A 13,896-nucleotide genomic window follows, 5' to 3' on the forward strand; every position below is an offset into this window, starting at 1 on the left:
CGATCCCGGCGTACGGGATCTGCGGGCGGCCGGTGCGAAGATCACCTGCATGACCCTGTGCGCCCACCACGCTGCGCGACCCGGACGGCCCGGGGTCGCTCGGTCGGGCACCGCGAGGTCCGGCTCGTGAGCGCGCGTCGCAGCCGCACCTCCGTGCTCATCACCGCCTCGCTGCTGGTGGCCTTCGTCGGCTGGTCGGTGCTGCTCTTCTCCTGGCCGGCCATGCTCGCCCTCGACTACCGGTTGGTCGCTCCCCCACTGGACCCGATGTCCAACCAGGCGCAGATCGCGGCCGCGTTCGCGCTGCTCGCCTGGCCCGGGTTGCAGTACCTCGCCCTGGTCGGTCTGGCCGTCTGGGCGTACCGGCGGCGGCTGCGGGCGCTGACGTACGCGCTGCTGCTGACCGTCGCGCTCGGGTGGGCGGCGGGCAGCCTGATCAAGTGGTTCGTGGCCCGGCCCCGGCCGCCGGAGCACCTGGACGTGATGACGGCGTGGGGCTACGCCTACCCGTCCGGTCACATGGTCGGCATCGTCTCGTCCTGCATCGTGGTCGGGGCCGCCTTCCGGGTCAGCCGGAGCAGCCCGCGGGCTCGGCTGCTCTGGACCATCGGAGCGACGGCCCTGATCCTCGCCGTCGCCTTCGACAGGTGGTTCCTGGGCGCCCACCACATCGCCGACATCGTCGGCGGGGCGCTGCTCGGGGCGTTCTCCGCCACCTTCGCCCTCGTCGTCTGCGGGGTGTCGGTGCCCATCCCGCACACGGCGGTGGTCGAGATCGTCCGTGAGCGCCGCGAGGCGGCCCACCCCACCCCGGTCACCGACCAGAAACGCTGCGCCGTGATCTACAACCCGGCCAAGGTCACCGACTGGGCGCTGTTCCGTCGACACGTCGAGTACGAGCTCAGGACCCGCGGCTGGGCCCGACCGCTCTGGCTGGAGACCACTGTCGACGACCCGGGCCGAGCACAGACGGCCCAGGCAGTGGCTGAGGGCGTGGACCTGGTGGTGGGCGCCGGCGGTGACGGCACCGTCCGGGTGATCTGCTCCGGCCTGGCCGGCACCGGCATCCCCTTCGGCATGGTCCCGGCCGGCACCTCCAACCTGCTGGCCCGCAACCTCGGCATCCCCCGGGACGAGGCGGCCGCTCTCCGGGTCGCCTTCGACGGGGTGGACAAGCCGATCGACCTGGTCCGGGTGACCGCTGACGGGGGCCCGGAGGACCACTTCGCGGTGATGGCCGGGGTCGGCATCGACGCGGTGATCATGCAGGACACCAACCCGGACCTGAAGAAGACGGTCGGCTCGGCCGCCTACTTCGTGTCCGCGGCCAAGAACGCCAACCACCCGGCCCTGCACACCACCATCCGGGTCGACGACCGGCCCGTCCTGAGACGGCGGGCCTCGGTGATCGTGATCGGCAACGTCGGGTTGCTGCCGAGCGGCATCCTGCTCATCCCCGACGCCCAGCCCGACGACGGTCTGCTCGACGTGCTGGTCGCCTCCCCCCGTTCGGTCCGGGACTGGGTCCGGTTGGTCACCCAGGTGGTCACCCGGCAGAAGCGCGGTGACGACCAGCTGGACCGGCTCACCGGGCGGCGGGTCGAGATCACCGTGGAACCGCGCGACCAGTACCAGCTGGACGGCGACACCGCCGGTGAGTGCGCCACCCTGGTCGCCGAGATCGTCCCCGGCGCCCTGACCGTACGGGTGCCCCCGGTCCAGCCGCGCAGTCTGACCGCGGCCGCCGACTCCACGGATCTGACGGACGACCCGAGCGCGTACGAGTCGGAGGCTGTGGGATCAGCCGACGAGGCGGTCAGTGGCCGCGCCGCGCCGGTCCCGGCCGGTCGCTGAGCTCAGCCGAGGAACTCCAGCACCCGGGACGTCAGGAGTGCGGTCGCCTCCGCGTCGTACGACGGCAGCGACCGGTCCTCGAACAGGTGCTGGTCGCCGGGGTAGAGGAACAGCTCAGCACCCGGGACAGCGTCGACGATGCCCCGGGCGGCGTCCACGTCACCCTCGCCCGCGAAGAACTCGTCGGCGTCCTTGCCGTGGATCTGCACCGGGACACCCTCGGGCCAGGGGCCGAACGCCCAGTCCCCGGTGATGGGCACACACGCCTCCAGCAGGATCGCGCCGGCCGCACCGGCTCGCGTCTGAGCCAGTCGCTGGGCCTGCATCACCCCCGACGAGATGCCCAGGTAGACCACGCCGGCGGGCAGCTCGGCCACCGCCGCGTCGGCCAGGGCGTCCAGATCGGGCTTGTCCGGGCCGCTGGAGAAAGCAGCGCCGTCCTGGATGGAGTCGAACCGGCGCCCCCCGTACAAGTCCGGGGTGTGCACCGTGTGCCCGGCGGCCCGCAGGTCGTCGGCAAGGGCTTCGACCCCGGGAGTCAGTCCGAGGATGTGGTGGAAGACGACGATCTCAGCCATGACCGGCACGGTACGTCGCCCGACTGACAACGCAGCGCTGACGTGCCTGACTGGGGACCCGGTCGCTGTACCCGACCGGGAAGAGCACACCCGATGGACCACAAGGTGGACACCAGCGCGGAACCCGTTCGCCGACCACTGGCCGGCAGCAGGAACCTGCTGATGAAGACCGCCGGAAACACCGTTCCCGTTACGGGCCCCGCGCCGGCTGGAGGGTGGGACGGAGCAGGGGGACGGCCCGGAGCCTGGTCGGGGTGACTCAGTCGAACGAGGGTGGCCTCGGCGCGGCCTGGGCTGACGCGGTCGGGTGGGAGTCGTCGGTCGAGGGTGCCCGGGATGCCGTGGCGACCATGGCGACCGTCAGGAGCAGAGCGACGAGAACGACAACGAGGACGAAAGCCAGCGCGAGGTGGGGGAGGCGAACTCGTAGCCGCAGGGGGCCCGGCGGAACGACGCGGACCTCCTTCGGCCCAAGCGCGAGCTGCCGGCGGTGGCCGTGAAGCCATGGCAGAGCGCTGGTGGTCATGGCGTTGGCGTGCTCTGGTGCTGCCCGGCCATCTGGACGTGGCGGACGGCGTCGTCACGAACACCGTCGGTGGTGGTTTGGGCGTAGAACGAAAGCTCGTGCCCGTCGAGGTCGTGGAAGCCAACCAGGCGACCGCTGGCCCCACTGATCACCTCGGTGTGTCGGATCTGCAACCGATCCAGGTGCGTCCCGCAGCCGGCGAGGTCCTCCTCTGCGGGGACCCGGACGTTGAGGAAGCCGAAGCCGTGGGTTGCCGCCGCCGCAACGCCGTGCTCACGCAACGCCAGCAGCACAGTCCCCAAGCCGGACAGCGCGACGCCACGGACCACACCGTCGGCGTCGGGCCACTCCATCACCTCGGTGAGGCCGAACACCTCGGCGTACCAGCGTCGGCTCGCCGCCAGATCCGACACCGGGATCTTCACCGACATGACCTGCAGTTCCGGCAGTTCGTTCATGACTCGCTCCTCAACTCGACTACAGTATCACTGTAGTCATATGAAATCACTACAGTGATGCTGGCGTCAATAGAGTCGAGGAGGTAGTTGGTGTCGAACGCCGCAGGCGAGACAGCAGTGACCGCAGGCGGGACAGCAACGTCAGGGCCACATCGAACGGACGAGCGGTGAACGAGTGCGGGACCGTCGAGCCGGACACCGACGGGCCGGATCCCAAGCGTGAGTACCGGTCGCCTCGAAGGCTGGCAGCCGCGCGGGAGACCAGAGCCCGGATCTGCGCGGCAGCCGGGACGCTGTTCTTGGCAGATGGTTATGCGGCCACCTCGATCCGGGCGATAGCCAGGGCTGCAGGGGTGGCCGAGAAGACCGTGTACCTGCAGTTCGCCACCAAGTCAGCGGTGCTGAAGGAAGTGGTGGAAACCGCGATCGTCGGCGACGACAGCACCGTTCCCGCGGCAGCCCGATCATGGTTTCTGGCGGCCGTCGCCGAAACCGACCTCGACCGGAAGCTCAACCAGCTGGTCGTCCTCACCTGCGACCTGCACCGACGCAGCGGTCCCGTCTTCGCTGTCGCCCGGGGCGCCGCCGCCGTCGATCCCGACGTCGCAAGCCTGTGGGCCGCCGGGAAGCGGGGGCACTTGGCCGACATGACACGAATGGCCCAGAGTTTTCACGAAGCGGGTCTGTTGCCGCCGGGTTTGGATGTGGGCTGGGCCACCACCACGTTGTATGTGCTGCTCGGCCCCGAAACCTGGCACCTCGTCCGGGTCGAGCTCGAACAAGACGAGATGGCCTACCGCACCTGGCTCTCCAGTCAGCTCCGGCAGGCGTTCGCTGCAGCCACACCCACCGAACGAGTGAGCACCTGACTCCGGATACCCGATCTCCTGAGCGCCGGATCCTCGACGTGACCACAACCCGGCACCGAATCCCGGCCCCGGCCAGCGGTGGTCTGGGGATCGATGGTGAACCCTGGCGCAGGGCCGTGTCACGTCGATACAACTGGGTGATGCAACGAGTCGTCGTGGGTGTGGCAGTGGCCACGATGGTGTGGGTCGCTGGGTGTACGCCGGCGGCGGAGCCGCAGGCCAGGGCCGCAGCGGCGGCCTTCCAGGGTGCGGTGGACCGCGGGGATTCCACAGCTGCCTGTGAGCTGTTGTCGGAGGCGGCGCGGGAGAACCTGGAGTCGGCCAGTGTGACCCGGTGCGCCGAGGCGCTGACTCGGCTGGAGCTGCCCACCGGCAGCGTCGCTGAAGTGGCGGTGTGGGGCGGCAACGCGCAGGGCCGACTCGGATCCGGAGTGCTGTTCCTGGCCGAGTTCGGCAGCGGCTGGAAAGTGACCGCTGCCGGCTGCACCTTCCGCAGCGAGAAGCTGCCGTATGCCTGTGCCGTGAAGGGCTGAGCGGTGCGGATCATGTTCGTGGGCCTCGTGGTGTTCATCGTGGTCGGGCTGGTGTACATGATCACGATCGGGGTGCTGCAACGATGAGGCGGTTCGTCCGGGAGAACGGGCTCACCGTGTTCTTTTCGACCATCCTGCTGCTGGCCCTGGCAGGTCAGTCGCTGGTCGGGATGGCTGAGTTCAACGACCAGCAGCTCGCCGCAGGCCAGGAGCCGGTGTCGTACGGGCACTATCTGCTGAGCTCGGACTTCGCGGTCGATGTGGCAGAGAACTGGCAGTCGGAGTTCCTGCAGTTCACCTTGTACATCTTGGCCACCGTCTACCTGGTGCAGGTGGGGTCGAGTGAGTCGAAGAAGCCGGAGGAGGTGGGGCTGCAGTCCGATGAGGACCAGAAGGTCGGCCGGTACGCACAAGCCGACTCGCCGCGATGGGCCAGGAGCAGCGGTTGGCGGCTCGGGCTGTACTCCCGGTCGTTGACGCTGGTGATGGCCACGATCTTCGCGGTGTCGTGGCTGGCCCAGTCGATCGCGGGCCGTGCCGCCTACAACGGCCAGCAGCTCACCCGGTACCAAGATCCGCTCAGCTGGGGCAACTACGTGACATCGGCGGACTTCTGGAGCCGAACCCTGCAGAACTGGCAGTCGGAGTTCTTGGCCGTCGCCGCGATGGCGGTCTTCGCCGTCTACCTACGGCAGCGGGGATCGCCGGAGTCCAAACCGGTCGGCAGCCCCCACACCAGCACCGGTCAGGAAGGCTGACAAACCCTCAACCAGGCGGCCCGCGGGCGACAGCCGCGGCGCCTTTCACCGCGGCCGGCGCCCAACCGCCAGCGGCCTACGCCAGCCCTTCGGGCACAATTTGGCCATGGGCAGCGGGGGGGCTCTCCCAGCGGATGAGGAGCTGGTAGCCAGGTTCAGCGGTCGACTCGACTACAGCGTCGGCCAGTTCGTCGGCCGGCCCCACGCCGACCAGTGGGTGTGGGACGAGCACCTGGATGCGATCCTGGGCCACCCCGGACTCAAGCCTTCGGTGTCGCTGCGATCCTTGCTGCAGCAGGTCGCCGACGACGATCGCGAGTTGGCTGCCGACGCGTTCCAGGCCGCCGTCGAACACGGCGACCAGGTCATGGTGTCGTGTCGTCTCCACGCCGCCGGCGGCGGCGTGCGCTCTGTGCTGATCACCGCGGAGGTCAGCGACGACCAGCCGGACGGGCAGCCGATGTGTGCCCTGCTGCGCAAGAACCATGTCGCCGCTACCACCGGCCCGTGGCTGGTCGGTCAAGTCCTTGATCTCACCAGCCTTCGACTGAGCGCAAGCCGGGCAGCGGCAAACCATGCCGTCAACCAGTCCGCGGAGCATCGGGCGGCCATCGAGCAGGCCAAGGGCATTATCATGGTGACCCACCGAGTCGACGCCGACTGCGCGTTCGAGCTGCTGCGCCGCCACAGCCAGAACACCAACACGAAGGTTCACGATCTCGCCGACCACCTGGTCGGCCACGTGACCACGCTCCACCTCGAAACAGCCAGGGCCCAAGTCGACGCCCTCCTCCAGCAGCCGTACGAGCATGAGCCCAGCCAGCCGACACGCCCAAGGGTTGATCCCGCTCCTGTTTGAGTACAGGAGGACAACCAGCACGCCGATGGAGATCGATGAGGAGCTGAAGCCAGAGCGGTACGACTGGTCGATGACCACCAGGGCAAGTACAGCGACGGAGTGCGCCGCCCGCTTCCTGTCGCGGTTCACCGAGCTGCGAGGACGCTCACCGAAGCCGACCGCTTGCGTGGGCTGAGTGAGACTAGGGTGAAACGGTGGACAGGTGGCAGGCGCTGGAGGGTGGCCCGCTGCTGGTCGTGATCGGTGAGGTCCTGCTCGTCGTCTGCAGTCTGAGCTACCTCGTCTGGTGGACGATCACGTACAGACCGTCGGTACGGGCTCCACCCGGCGGTGGACTCTTCCTGGCGGGGGCGGTGCTCGGCGGCCTCGGCGGTCTGGTTCTGCTGGCGGTCGGCATCGCGGCCCTTCTGCCGAAGGCGTCATTGCTGGCGCTGGGGGCAACGATCGTCGGCGGAATGCTGGTCGGTGCCCTGCTGCTTCACGTCACCTCCAGCATCGCCCACCGGCCCGTGACCACCGAACTCCCGCTGATCATCGTCTGGTCCACCATGCAACTCGCTGCCGGCATCACCTTGTGGACGGCGGGGGCGCTGAGGGCACCGGCGGCGTCCGCCTGGATCGCCGCCACAGCGATCGCGACGTTGGTCGGGCTGGCCTGTTACCTCCTCTTCTACCGGCTGAATCCGATCCCCGCGTACTGGATCGGCATGGTGCCCCTCGCCGTCGACGGCGTCGTGGCGGCGACGTTGGCCGGAATCGTGGCGCTGACGCGAATCCCGTGAGTGACCACCTGTCGGTCCTCAGCTGAGTCGTGGTCCTGCATGGCCAGCAAGACATCGCCAGCCGCCCGCATCTCGGATCCACAGGGTGGTCATGGGCATTCTGAAGGTTGCTCGACCAGCACCGGTGGTGACGTCATCGGTCACTGTGCAGCACAAGATGGCGACATCGCCGACGACCTGGATGTCGGCATCGCCGAGTCGCTGACTGTGCCACGCGGTGCGGCCGCTGGTGTTCGCGTCCACATAGCTCTCGCGCTCGAACGTTTCGCCCCGGTGGGATGTCCACCTGAACTGCGGGTGAAGCAGTGATTCCAGTGCATCCCGGTCACCGCGCTCGAGTGCCTCGGCTCTTCTGGTTGCGGCAGCCATGACCTCGTCTTCGGCGCTCATGTCATGAGTCTTGCGAACACCCCGTGGCCCCGATAGGCGCTCTGGGCGGTCCGCTTACGTCGATGTGTCGTCGACATCGTCGAGCCGCAGGTGGTCACCACCCTCAGCCCGGTTTGCGGCCCTGCAGGTAGAGCCTCCGGGTCGGGGCCTCGTCGGGGAGCGGACTGCGGACGTACCACTCGATGTCGACCAGTCCGGCGGCCTCGGCGGCGGCGATGACCACCTCGGGGTCGTGCAGCACGAAGTCCAGCTCGGTCGGCTCGCCGAAGAGCTCACCCGGGTGCTGCACCTCGTCCCCGACGTGGGTGGCGATGGCCAGGTGGCCGCCCCGGCACAGGACCTTGGCCAGGGCCGCGACCGCCGGGGCGATCTCGGACTGGGCGAGGTGGACCAGGGCGTACCAGGCCGTGACGAGACCCCAGCCGGGCTCGCGCGGGTCGCTGCCCCGCGGCATCGGCGGCACGGCGAAGGTGCCCTGGACGAAGGTCACGTCCGGGTGGAGCTCGCGTGCCTGCTCCAACATCACCGGGGACAGGTCGAGGCCCGTCATCTCCATGTCGAGCCCGGCCAGCAGTCCGGCCACCTGACCCGGCCCGCAACCGACATCCAGTCCTTGACCAGGGGCGGAGTTGGCCAGCTCCTCCAGGAACCAGCGGTCAAACGGCTTGTCGGCGAGCTCGTCGCCGAGGGCGATCGCGTACGCCTCCGCGAGCTGGTCGTACTCGGCCGTGACCTTGCGGTCCCGCGCCAGCCCGCCGGAGCTCAGCACCTGCTCGCGGTCCACGGCCGCCACCGGGGTCATGGCCTCGGGCGGCAACTCGGCCCCGAGCAGGTGGACCCACCGGCTGTCGTGCCGGCCGGCCTGGCGCTCCAGCTCGCGGACCAGCGGCGGGTCCTCCGCCGCCAAACCGCGCAGCCGCTCCTCGACCGCCTCCTTGTCGGCGAAGGCGTGCAACCGGTCGGTCCGGGGCCGCAGCTCGCCAGGAGTCTGGGGTCCGCGAAGCAGCAAGGTGGCCAGCAGCGCGACCGCCGACGCGTCCAGACCGAGCTGCTCCTCCAGCCGCTGGTGGTACTTCACCACCCGCAGTCCCGTCGGCTTGACGAAGCGGACCAGCTCGCGGTCCCGCAGCCGGTTGAGCGTGTCCACCAGGGTGGCCTCGTCGTACGTCACCACGGGGTCACGACTGGTCGACTGGTTGCAGGCCGTCCGCAGACCGTTCAGCGACAGCGGATAGGAGTCGGGCACCGTGCGCTGCTTCTCCAACAGGGCGCCCAGCACGCGTTGTTCGACCGGATCCAGCACGGGGAGATCGGGCACGGGTGCAGCCTGTCATGCCGCGCTCGCCGGCGACGAGAGAATCCCGCGGGCCGTCGGTCAGGCAGCGGCTTCGAGGGCCTGCCGGAGCGTCGACGGGTCACTGCCCGCCTCGGTCAGCACGCTGGCGAGGGCGCTCTCGGCCGGCAGCCCCGGCCGGAGCAGACCCAGCAGCAGCATCCGCCCGTCGATCCGGCGCGACCGCAGCCGGACCGCTTCCCGCAGCGCCTGCTCCATCGCCTGCTTCCCGTCGGCGGCGAACGGAAGGTGGCCCTTCCGGGGCGACCTCTGCCCGCGGTCCAGCGCCCCGGCCCCGAAGACGGCGTCGGCCCGCTCCCGTACGGCGTCGAGGTCGATGCCGATCGAAGCGAGGGACTCCGTGTCCAGACCGCACAGCTCGGCCCGGAGCGACGCGGCGAACGCCGCCGGGTCGACCCCCACCTGGTCGAGGGTCCGGGCGGCGATCCGGTCCCCGGCGACCAGGGCCAGCAGCACGTGCCGTGAGTCGATCGCGTGGGCTCCCGTGGAGCGGGCCTCCTCCTGGGCGGCCACCACGGCCTCCCGGGCCTCGGCGGTGAACTTCTCGAACATCAGATCCTCCTGCCGTACTTCTTGTGGACTGCCTGCTTGGTCACTCCGAGCGCGTCGGCGATCTCCTGCCAGGACCACCCCAGACCCCGGGCCCGCTCGACCTGAAGGTGCTCCAGGCGGTCGGCGAGCTCGCGGACGGCACAGACGGCGCGGAGACCGTGGCGGGGATCCTCACCGGCGGCGGTCAGCAGGACATCGGACATGTCGTCAATCTAGGTTGACGATCGCCGGTTTGTCAACTGCGGTTGACGCACGGATCAGCGTTCGACCTGGGCGTCTGTAAACCTTTACTAGACGACCGCCCTGATGACCGCTAGAGTTTCCAGCAGTGGACCGTAAAGGTTTTCACTCCGTCACCGAACCGGCAGGGGCCGCATGTCACGCGCCACGATCAAGGACGTCGCCGAAGCGGCCGGCGTCTCCATCGCGACCGTCTCCCGGGTGCTGAACGACCGGGGCGGCGCCAGCGCGACGGCCCGGACGGTGCGGGAGGCGGCCGAGCGGCTCGGCTACGCCCCCAACGCGCTCGCCCGGATGCTCATCACCCAGCGCAGCATGACGGTCGGGCTGTTGCAGCCGATGGTGTCGGACTCCTTCGCGGGCCAGGTGCTCGACGGGGTCGAGGACGCGGCGTACGAGCTGGGCTACTCCGTCATCGTCTGCTCGACCGGGGCCGGTTCGTCCCGCCTGGAGCACTACGCCCGGCTGCTGGCCAGTCGCCAGGTCGACGCCGCCGTGGTGATGTCGACGGCTCTCACCCAGACGCAGCACGAGCTGCTGCGGGCCCTCGCGCTGCCGTACGTGGTCGTGGCCGGCAGCACCCCGGACCCAGGCGTGCCGGTGGTCGCCATCGACGGGCAGCAGGCGGCCGCCGATGCCACCACGGCGTTGGTCACGGCCGGGCACCGACGGATCGGGATGATCGCCGGCGGCGCCGACGATCCGGTGGCCGGCATCCCCCGCGTACGAGGATTCGTGGCTGCCTGCGACACCGCCGGGATCGCGCCGGACGACCGGCCCGTCGAGCACGGCGACTTCGGGTACGACAGCGGGCTGGTCGCCATGCGCCGGCTGCTGGAGCGCCGGCCCGACCTGACCGCGGTGTTCGCGGCCAGCGACGAGATGGCCGTGGCCGCCATGACCGTGGCCGACGAGCAGGGCCGGCGGGTTCCCGAGGACCTCTCGGTCATCGGTTTCGACGCCATCCCGTTGGCCCGGATGACCCGGCCACCCCTGGTCTCGGTCGCCCAGCCCCTGCGGGCCATGGGCTACCGCGCCATGCAGGCCGCCGAGCAGCTGGTCCGGGGGGAGCCGCTCCCGGCCGCCGCCCCGGTCGCCCACGCCCTCACCGTCGGCGGCACCGTCGGCCCCCCGTCCGGCGGCCCCCCGTTCGGGGACCCTGTCGGCCCCCCGTCGCCCCGCAGCTGAACCCGAGCACCCGCCAGACCCACCATCAGCCGGCTGGTCACAGACGGCACCGCCACCCAGCAGAGGAGACCCGATGTCCACCCCCACGAACGACGCCGCCACGAACGCCACCCGCACGAACGACACGTCCGACCGTCCCGACGGCTGGTGGAAGTCGGCCGTCGTCTACCAGATCTACCCGCGGTCGTTCTCCGACAGCAACGGTGACGGCATCGGCGACATCCCCGGGATCGTCTCCCGGCTGGACTACCTGGCCGCGCTGGGTGTCGACGTGGTCTGGCTGTCCCCGGTCTACACCTCGCCCCAGGACGACAACGGCTACGACATCTCCGACTACCAGAACATCGACCCGACGTTCGGCAGCCTGGCCGACATCGACGCTCTGATCGCCGGTCTGCACCAGCGCGGGATGAAGCTGGTGATGGACCTGGTGGTCAACCACACCTCCGACGAGCACCCCTGGTTCGTCGAGTCGCGCGACCCCGCCTCGCCGAAGCGCGACTGGTACTGGTGGCGGCCGGCCCGCGACGGCGTCGAGCCCGGCACCCCCGGCGCGGAGCCGACCAACTGGGGCGCGGCCTTCTCCGGCTCGGCCTGGCAGTACGACGAGGTCTCCGGCGAGTACTTCCTGCACCTGTTCTCGCCCAAGCAGCCCGACCTCAACTGGGAGAACCCGGAGGTCCGTGAGGCGGTCTACGCCATGATGCGCTGGTGGGTCGACCGCGGCGTCGACGGCTTCCGGATGGACGTGATCAACCTCATCTCCAAGCCGACCGAGCTGACCGACGGCGAAGCGCCCCCCGGCCGCCCGTACGCGTCGGCGTTCGTCGTGGCCAACGGACACCGGCTGGACGAGTTCCTGGCCGAGATGAACGAGCGCGTCGGACTGGACGCACAGAACCTGCTCACCGTGGGCGAGATGCCGGGCTCCTCGATCGCCACCGCGCGGGCCGTCACCGACCCGGCGAACCACGAGCTGAACATGGTCTTCACCTTCGAGCACGTCAGTCTCGACCAGACGCCGGACGGCTCCAAGTGGGACCTGGCCGAGCTGCCGCTGCCGGTGCTCAAGGCCAACCTGGCCGAGTGGCAGGACGGGCTGGCCGAGGCCGGCTGGAACTCCCTCTACTGGAACAACCACGACCAGCCGCGCGCCGTCTCCCGCTTCGGAGACGACAGCCCGGAGTTCCGCGTCGCGTCGGCCAAGACGTTGGGCACCGTGCTGCACCTGCACCGCGGCACCCCGTACGTCTACCAGGGTGAGGAGATCGGCATGACGAACTCCTACTTCACCGACATCGCGCAGTACTCCGACCTGGAGTCGGTGAACTACCACGCCGAGGCGCTCTCGCTGGGGATGGAGGCCGAGGCCGTCCTGCAGTCGCTGTCGGTCAAGAGCCGGGACAACGCGCGCACGCCGATGCAGTGGGACGACCGCTCGCACGCCGGTTTCAGTGAGGGCGTCCCGTGGCTGCCGGCCAACCCGAACTACGTCGTGGTCAACGCGCACACGGCGGTCGCGGACCCGTCCTCGGTGTTCCACCACTACCGGGCGCTGATCGAGCTCCGGCACGGCAACCCGACAGTGGTCGACGGCCGCTTCTCCCTGCTGGCGCCCGACCACGACCGGCTGTGGGCCTTCACCCGGACGTCGGCGGACGAGACCCTGCTGGTGCTGGCCAACTTCTCGGCCCAGCTGCTCGACCTGCCGACCGACGGCCTGCCGGACACCACCGGCGCCATGCTGCTCCTCGGTACTCACGGCGACGCCGGCCCGGGTGACACCCTCGCTCCCTGGGAGTCGCGGGTCCTCCGGCTCGCCTGAGCCGGCTCGCTGGTGCGCGCTGCCGCCGCGGGGTCGCCGTACGCGACTCCGCGGCGACATCCGGCCCACCCGTACGCCCACCCGACCGCCGTACGCGACTCCGCGGCGACATCCGGCCCACCCGCACGCCCACCCGACCGCCGTACGCGACTCCGCGGCGACGTCCGGCCCAGACGGGCGGAGCGGCGGCATAGTGGTGCCACCGACCGAACGGAGCGCGCCGTGAGCGATCCCGCCAGCAGCCAGACCAGCACCCCCGGGCTGATGCCGGCCGCCTTCCTCGGGCACGGCAACCCGATGAACGCCTTGGCCGACAACCGGTACACGCAGGCCTGGCACGCGCTGGGTCGCGCAATCCCGCGACCCCGGGCGATCCTGGTGGTGTCGGCGCACTGGTACATCAACGCCACGGCGGTCACGGCGATGCCGCGGCCGCGCACCATCCACGACTTCTACGGGTTTCCGCAGCCCCTGTTCGACGTCGACTACCCGGCGCCGGGGCTGCCGAGCTTCGTCGAAGAAGTCAGCGACGTCGTGCACCCCACCTGGGTCGGCGCCGACGTGGACTCCTGGGGCATCGACCACGGGACCTGGTCGGTGCTGATGCACGCCTTCCCCGACGCCGACATCCCTGTCATGCAGCTGAGCATCAACGCGGACAAGCCGTTCGACTACCACCTCGATCTCGGGGCGCGGCTGGCGCCGCTCCGGGAGCAGGGCGTGCTGATCATCGGCAGCGGCAACGTGGTGCACAACCTGGGCGGGATGACGTCGACCATGCCCGACGGTGGGTTCGACTGGGCCGAGCGGTTCGACGAGCAGGTCAAGGCGTCGATGGCCGATCAGCCGACCGAGACCGCCGCTCTGGACGGACACCGCGACTTCCGTACGGCGGTGCCGACCCCCGACCACTACATCCCGCTGCTCTATCTCGCGGGGCTGGCCGGCGCCGCCGGTCGGGGCGCGGACGTCCTGGTGGACGGCTACGCGTACGGGTCGCTGTCGATGACCGCGTACACGCTGGACCTGGCCTGCCCGGGCGCCGGCGACGGCACCGAACCGGCGGCCGCCCTGCCCGAAGGTGTGCCCCCGGACGGCTCCAACATCTGACCAGGGGTGGGTGGCGGAGC

General features: G+C 70.0%; 15 protein-coding genes. 9 read left to right on the top strand and 6 right to left on the bottom strand.

Annotated elements, in window-relative coordinates:
* The first annotated feature begins 126 nt into the window (after positions 1 to 126).
* Entirely contained in the window at positions 127 to 1,854 is a 1,728-nt protein-coding gene (locus ABD714_RS12145) for a bifunctional phosphatase PAP2/diacylglycerol kinase family protein (protein ID WP_344812618.1), read from the top strand.
* 2 nt (positions 1,855 to 1,856) lie between these two features.
* Here the strand turns inward: ABD714_RS12145 and ABD714_RS12150 are convergent, their stop codons facing one another.
* Positions 1,857 to 2,432: a dienelactone hydrolase family protein gene (locus tag ABD714_RS12150; RefSeq protein ID WP_344812619.1), complete on the bottom strand. Its 576-nt coding sequence runs from the start codon at positions 2,430 to 2,432 to the stop codon at positions 1,857 to 1,859.
* 522 nt (positions 2,433 to 2,954) lie between these two features.
* Positions 2,955 to 3,416, bottom strand: coding sequence for a VOC family protein (locus tag ABD714_RS12155; RefSeq protein ID WP_344812620.1), 462 nt, complete (start codon positions 3,414 to 3,416; stop codon positions 2,955 to 2,957).
* Positions 3,417 to 3,583: 167 nt separating this feature from the next.
* Here ABD714_RS12155 and ABD714_RS12160 point away from each other — a divergent pair, with 167 nt between their 5' ends.
* From ABD714_RS12160 to ABD714_RS12180, 5 genes are all read left to right on the top strand, one after another.
* Positions 3,584 to 4,285 (top strand): TetR/AcrR family transcriptional regulator, encoded by a 702-nt coding sequence (locus tag ABD714_RS12160; protein WP_425562390.1) that lies wholly within the window; start codon positions 3,584 to 3,586, stop codon positions 4,283 to 4,285.
* Between the two features lie 140 nt (positions 4,286 to 4,425).
* A complete protein-coding gene (locus tag ABD714_RS12165; RefSeq protein ID WP_344812621.1) occupies positions 4,426 to 4,818 on the top strand; it encodes a hypothetical protein in 393 nt (130 codons plus the stop codon).
* Positions 4,819 to 4,901: 83 nt separating this feature from the next.
* Positions 4,902 to 5,576 carry a DUF6766 family protein gene (locus ABD714_RS12170; RefSeq protein WP_344812622.1) on the top strand — a complete coding sequence of 225 codons (675 nt, stop codon included), beginning with the start codon at positions 4,902 to 4,904 and terminating at the stop codon, positions 5,574 to 5,576.
* A 106-nt stretch (positions 5,577 to 5,682) separates the two neighbouring features.
* The gene (locus tag ABD714_RS12175; protein WP_344812623.1) at positions 5,683 to 6,435 is read left to right on the top strand and encodes an ANTAR domain-containing protein; all 753 of its coding nucleotides are present in this window, start codon (positions 5,683 to 5,685) and stop codon (positions 6,433 to 6,435) included.
* 194 nt (positions 6,436 to 6,629) lie between these two features.
* Positions 6,630 to 7,217 (top strand): hypothetical protein, encoded by a 588-nt coding sequence (locus ABD714_RS12180; protein WP_344812624.1) that lies wholly within the window; start codon positions 6,630 to 6,632, stop codon positions 7,215 to 7,217.
* Between the two features lie 18 nt (positions 7,218 to 7,235).
* Here the strand turns inward: ABD714_RS12180 and ABD714_RS12185 are convergent, their stop codons facing one another.
* From ABD714_RS12185 to ABD714_RS12200, 4 genes are all read right to left on the bottom strand, one after another.
* Positions 7,236 to 7,607 carry a nuclear transport factor 2 family protein gene (locus tag ABD714_RS12185; RefSeq protein ID WP_344812625.1) on the bottom strand — a complete coding sequence of 124 codons (372 nt, stop codon included), beginning with the start codon at positions 7,605 to 7,607 and terminating at the stop codon, positions 7,236 to 7,238.
* 103 nt (positions 7,608 to 7,710) lie between these two features.
* Positions 7,711 to 8,925, bottom strand: a complete 1,215-nt coding sequence (locus ABD714_RS12190) for a DUF480 domain-containing protein (RefSeq protein ID WP_344812626.1) — start codon at positions 8,923 to 8,925, stop codon at positions 7,711 to 7,713.
* A 57-nt stretch (positions 8,926 to 8,982) separates the two neighbouring features.
* Positions 8,983 to 9,513: a Clp protease N-terminal domain-containing protein gene (locus ABD714_RS12195; RefSeq protein ID WP_344812627.1), complete on the bottom strand. Its 531-nt coding sequence runs from the start codon at positions 9,511 to 9,513 to the stop codon at positions 8,983 to 8,985.
* The gene (locus tag ABD714_RS12200; protein ID WP_344812628.1) at positions 9,513 to 9,716 is read right to left on the bottom strand and encodes an RNA polymerase subunit sigma-70; all 204 of its coding nucleotides are present in this window, start codon (positions 9,714 to 9,716) and stop codon (positions 9,513 to 9,515) included. The genes ABD714_RS12195 and ABD714_RS12200 overlap by 1 nt, the downstream gene beginning before the upstream one ends.
* A 172-nt stretch (positions 9,717 to 9,888) precedes the next feature.
* Between ABD714_RS12200 and ABD714_RS12205 the strand changes: the two genes are divergently transcribed.
* The 3 genes from ABD714_RS12205 (at position 9,889) to ygiD (ending at position 13,876) form a co-directional block, all read left to right on the top strand.
* A complete protein-coding gene (locus tag ABD714_RS12205; RefSeq protein WP_344812629.1) occupies positions 9,889 to 10,941 on the top strand; it encodes a LacI family DNA-binding transcriptional regulator in 1,053 nt (350 codons plus the stop codon).
* A 73-nt stretch (positions 10,942 to 11,014) separates the two neighbouring features.
* On the top strand, positions 11,015 to 12,766 hold the full coding sequence (locus ABD714_RS12210; protein WP_344812630.1) for a glycoside hydrolase family 13 protein: 1,752 nt from the start codon (positions 11,015 to 11,017) through the stop codon (positions 12,764 to 12,766).
* Positions 12,767 to 12,988: 222 nt separating this feature from the next.
* The gene (gene ygiD / locus ABD714_RS12215) at positions 12,989 to 13,876 is read left to right on the top strand and encodes a 4,5-DOPA-extradiol-dioxygenase (RefSeq protein ID WP_344812631.1); all 888 of its coding nucleotides are present in this window, start codon (positions 12,989 to 12,991) and stop codon (positions 13,874 to 13,876) included.
* Positions 13,877 to 13,896: the final 20 nt, after the last annotated feature.

The sequence above is a fragment of the Microlunatus aurantiacus genome, assembly GCF_039536605.1.
Classification (GTDB): Bacteria; Actinomycetota; Actinomycetes; order Propionibacteriales; family Propionibacteriaceae; genus Microlunatus; species Microlunatus aurantiacus.

Bases quoted from the DNA above. Each gene is read 5' to 3' on its own strand.
- ABD714_RS12150 (WP_344812619.1), bottom strand. From the start codon at position 2,432: ATGGCTGAGATCGTCGTCTTCCACCACATCCTCGGACTGACTCCCGGG.
- ABD714_RS12155 (WP_344812620.1), bottom strand. From the start codon at position 3,416: ATGAACGAACTGCCGGAACTGCAGGTCATGTCGGTGAAGATCCCGGTG.
- ABD714_RS12165 (WP_344812621.1), top strand. From the start codon at position 4,426: ATGCAACGAGTCGTCGTGGGTGTGGCAGTGGCCACGATGGTGTGGGTC.
- ABD714_RS12170 (WP_344812622.1), top strand. From the start codon at position 4,902: ATGAGGCGGTTCGTCCGGGAGAACGGGCTCACCGTGTTCTTTTCGACC.
- ABD714_RS12175 (WP_344812623.1), top strand. From the start codon at position 5,683: ATGGGCAGCGGGGGGGCTCTCCCAGCGGATGAGGAGCTGGTAGCCAGG.
- ABD714_RS12185 (WP_344812625.1), bottom strand. From the start codon at position 7,607: ATGAGCGCCGAAGACGAGGTCATGGCTGCCGCAACCAGAAGAGCCGAG.
- ABD714_RS12195 (WP_344812627.1), bottom strand. From the start codon at position 9,513: ATGTTCGAGAAGTTCACCGCCGAGGCCCGGGAGGCCGTGGTGGCCGCC.
- ABD714_RS12200 (WP_344812628.1), bottom strand. From the start codon at position 9,716: ATGTCCGATGTCCTGCTGACCGCCGCCGGTGAGGATCCCCGCCACGGT.
- ABD714_RS12205 (WP_344812629.1), top strand. From the start codon at position 9,889: ATGTCACGCGCCACGATCAAGGACGTCGCCGAAGCGGCCGGCGTCTCC.
- ABD714_RS12210 (WP_344812630.1), top strand. From the start codon at position 11,015: ATGTCCACCCCCACGAACGACGCCGCCACGAACGCCACCCGCACGAAC.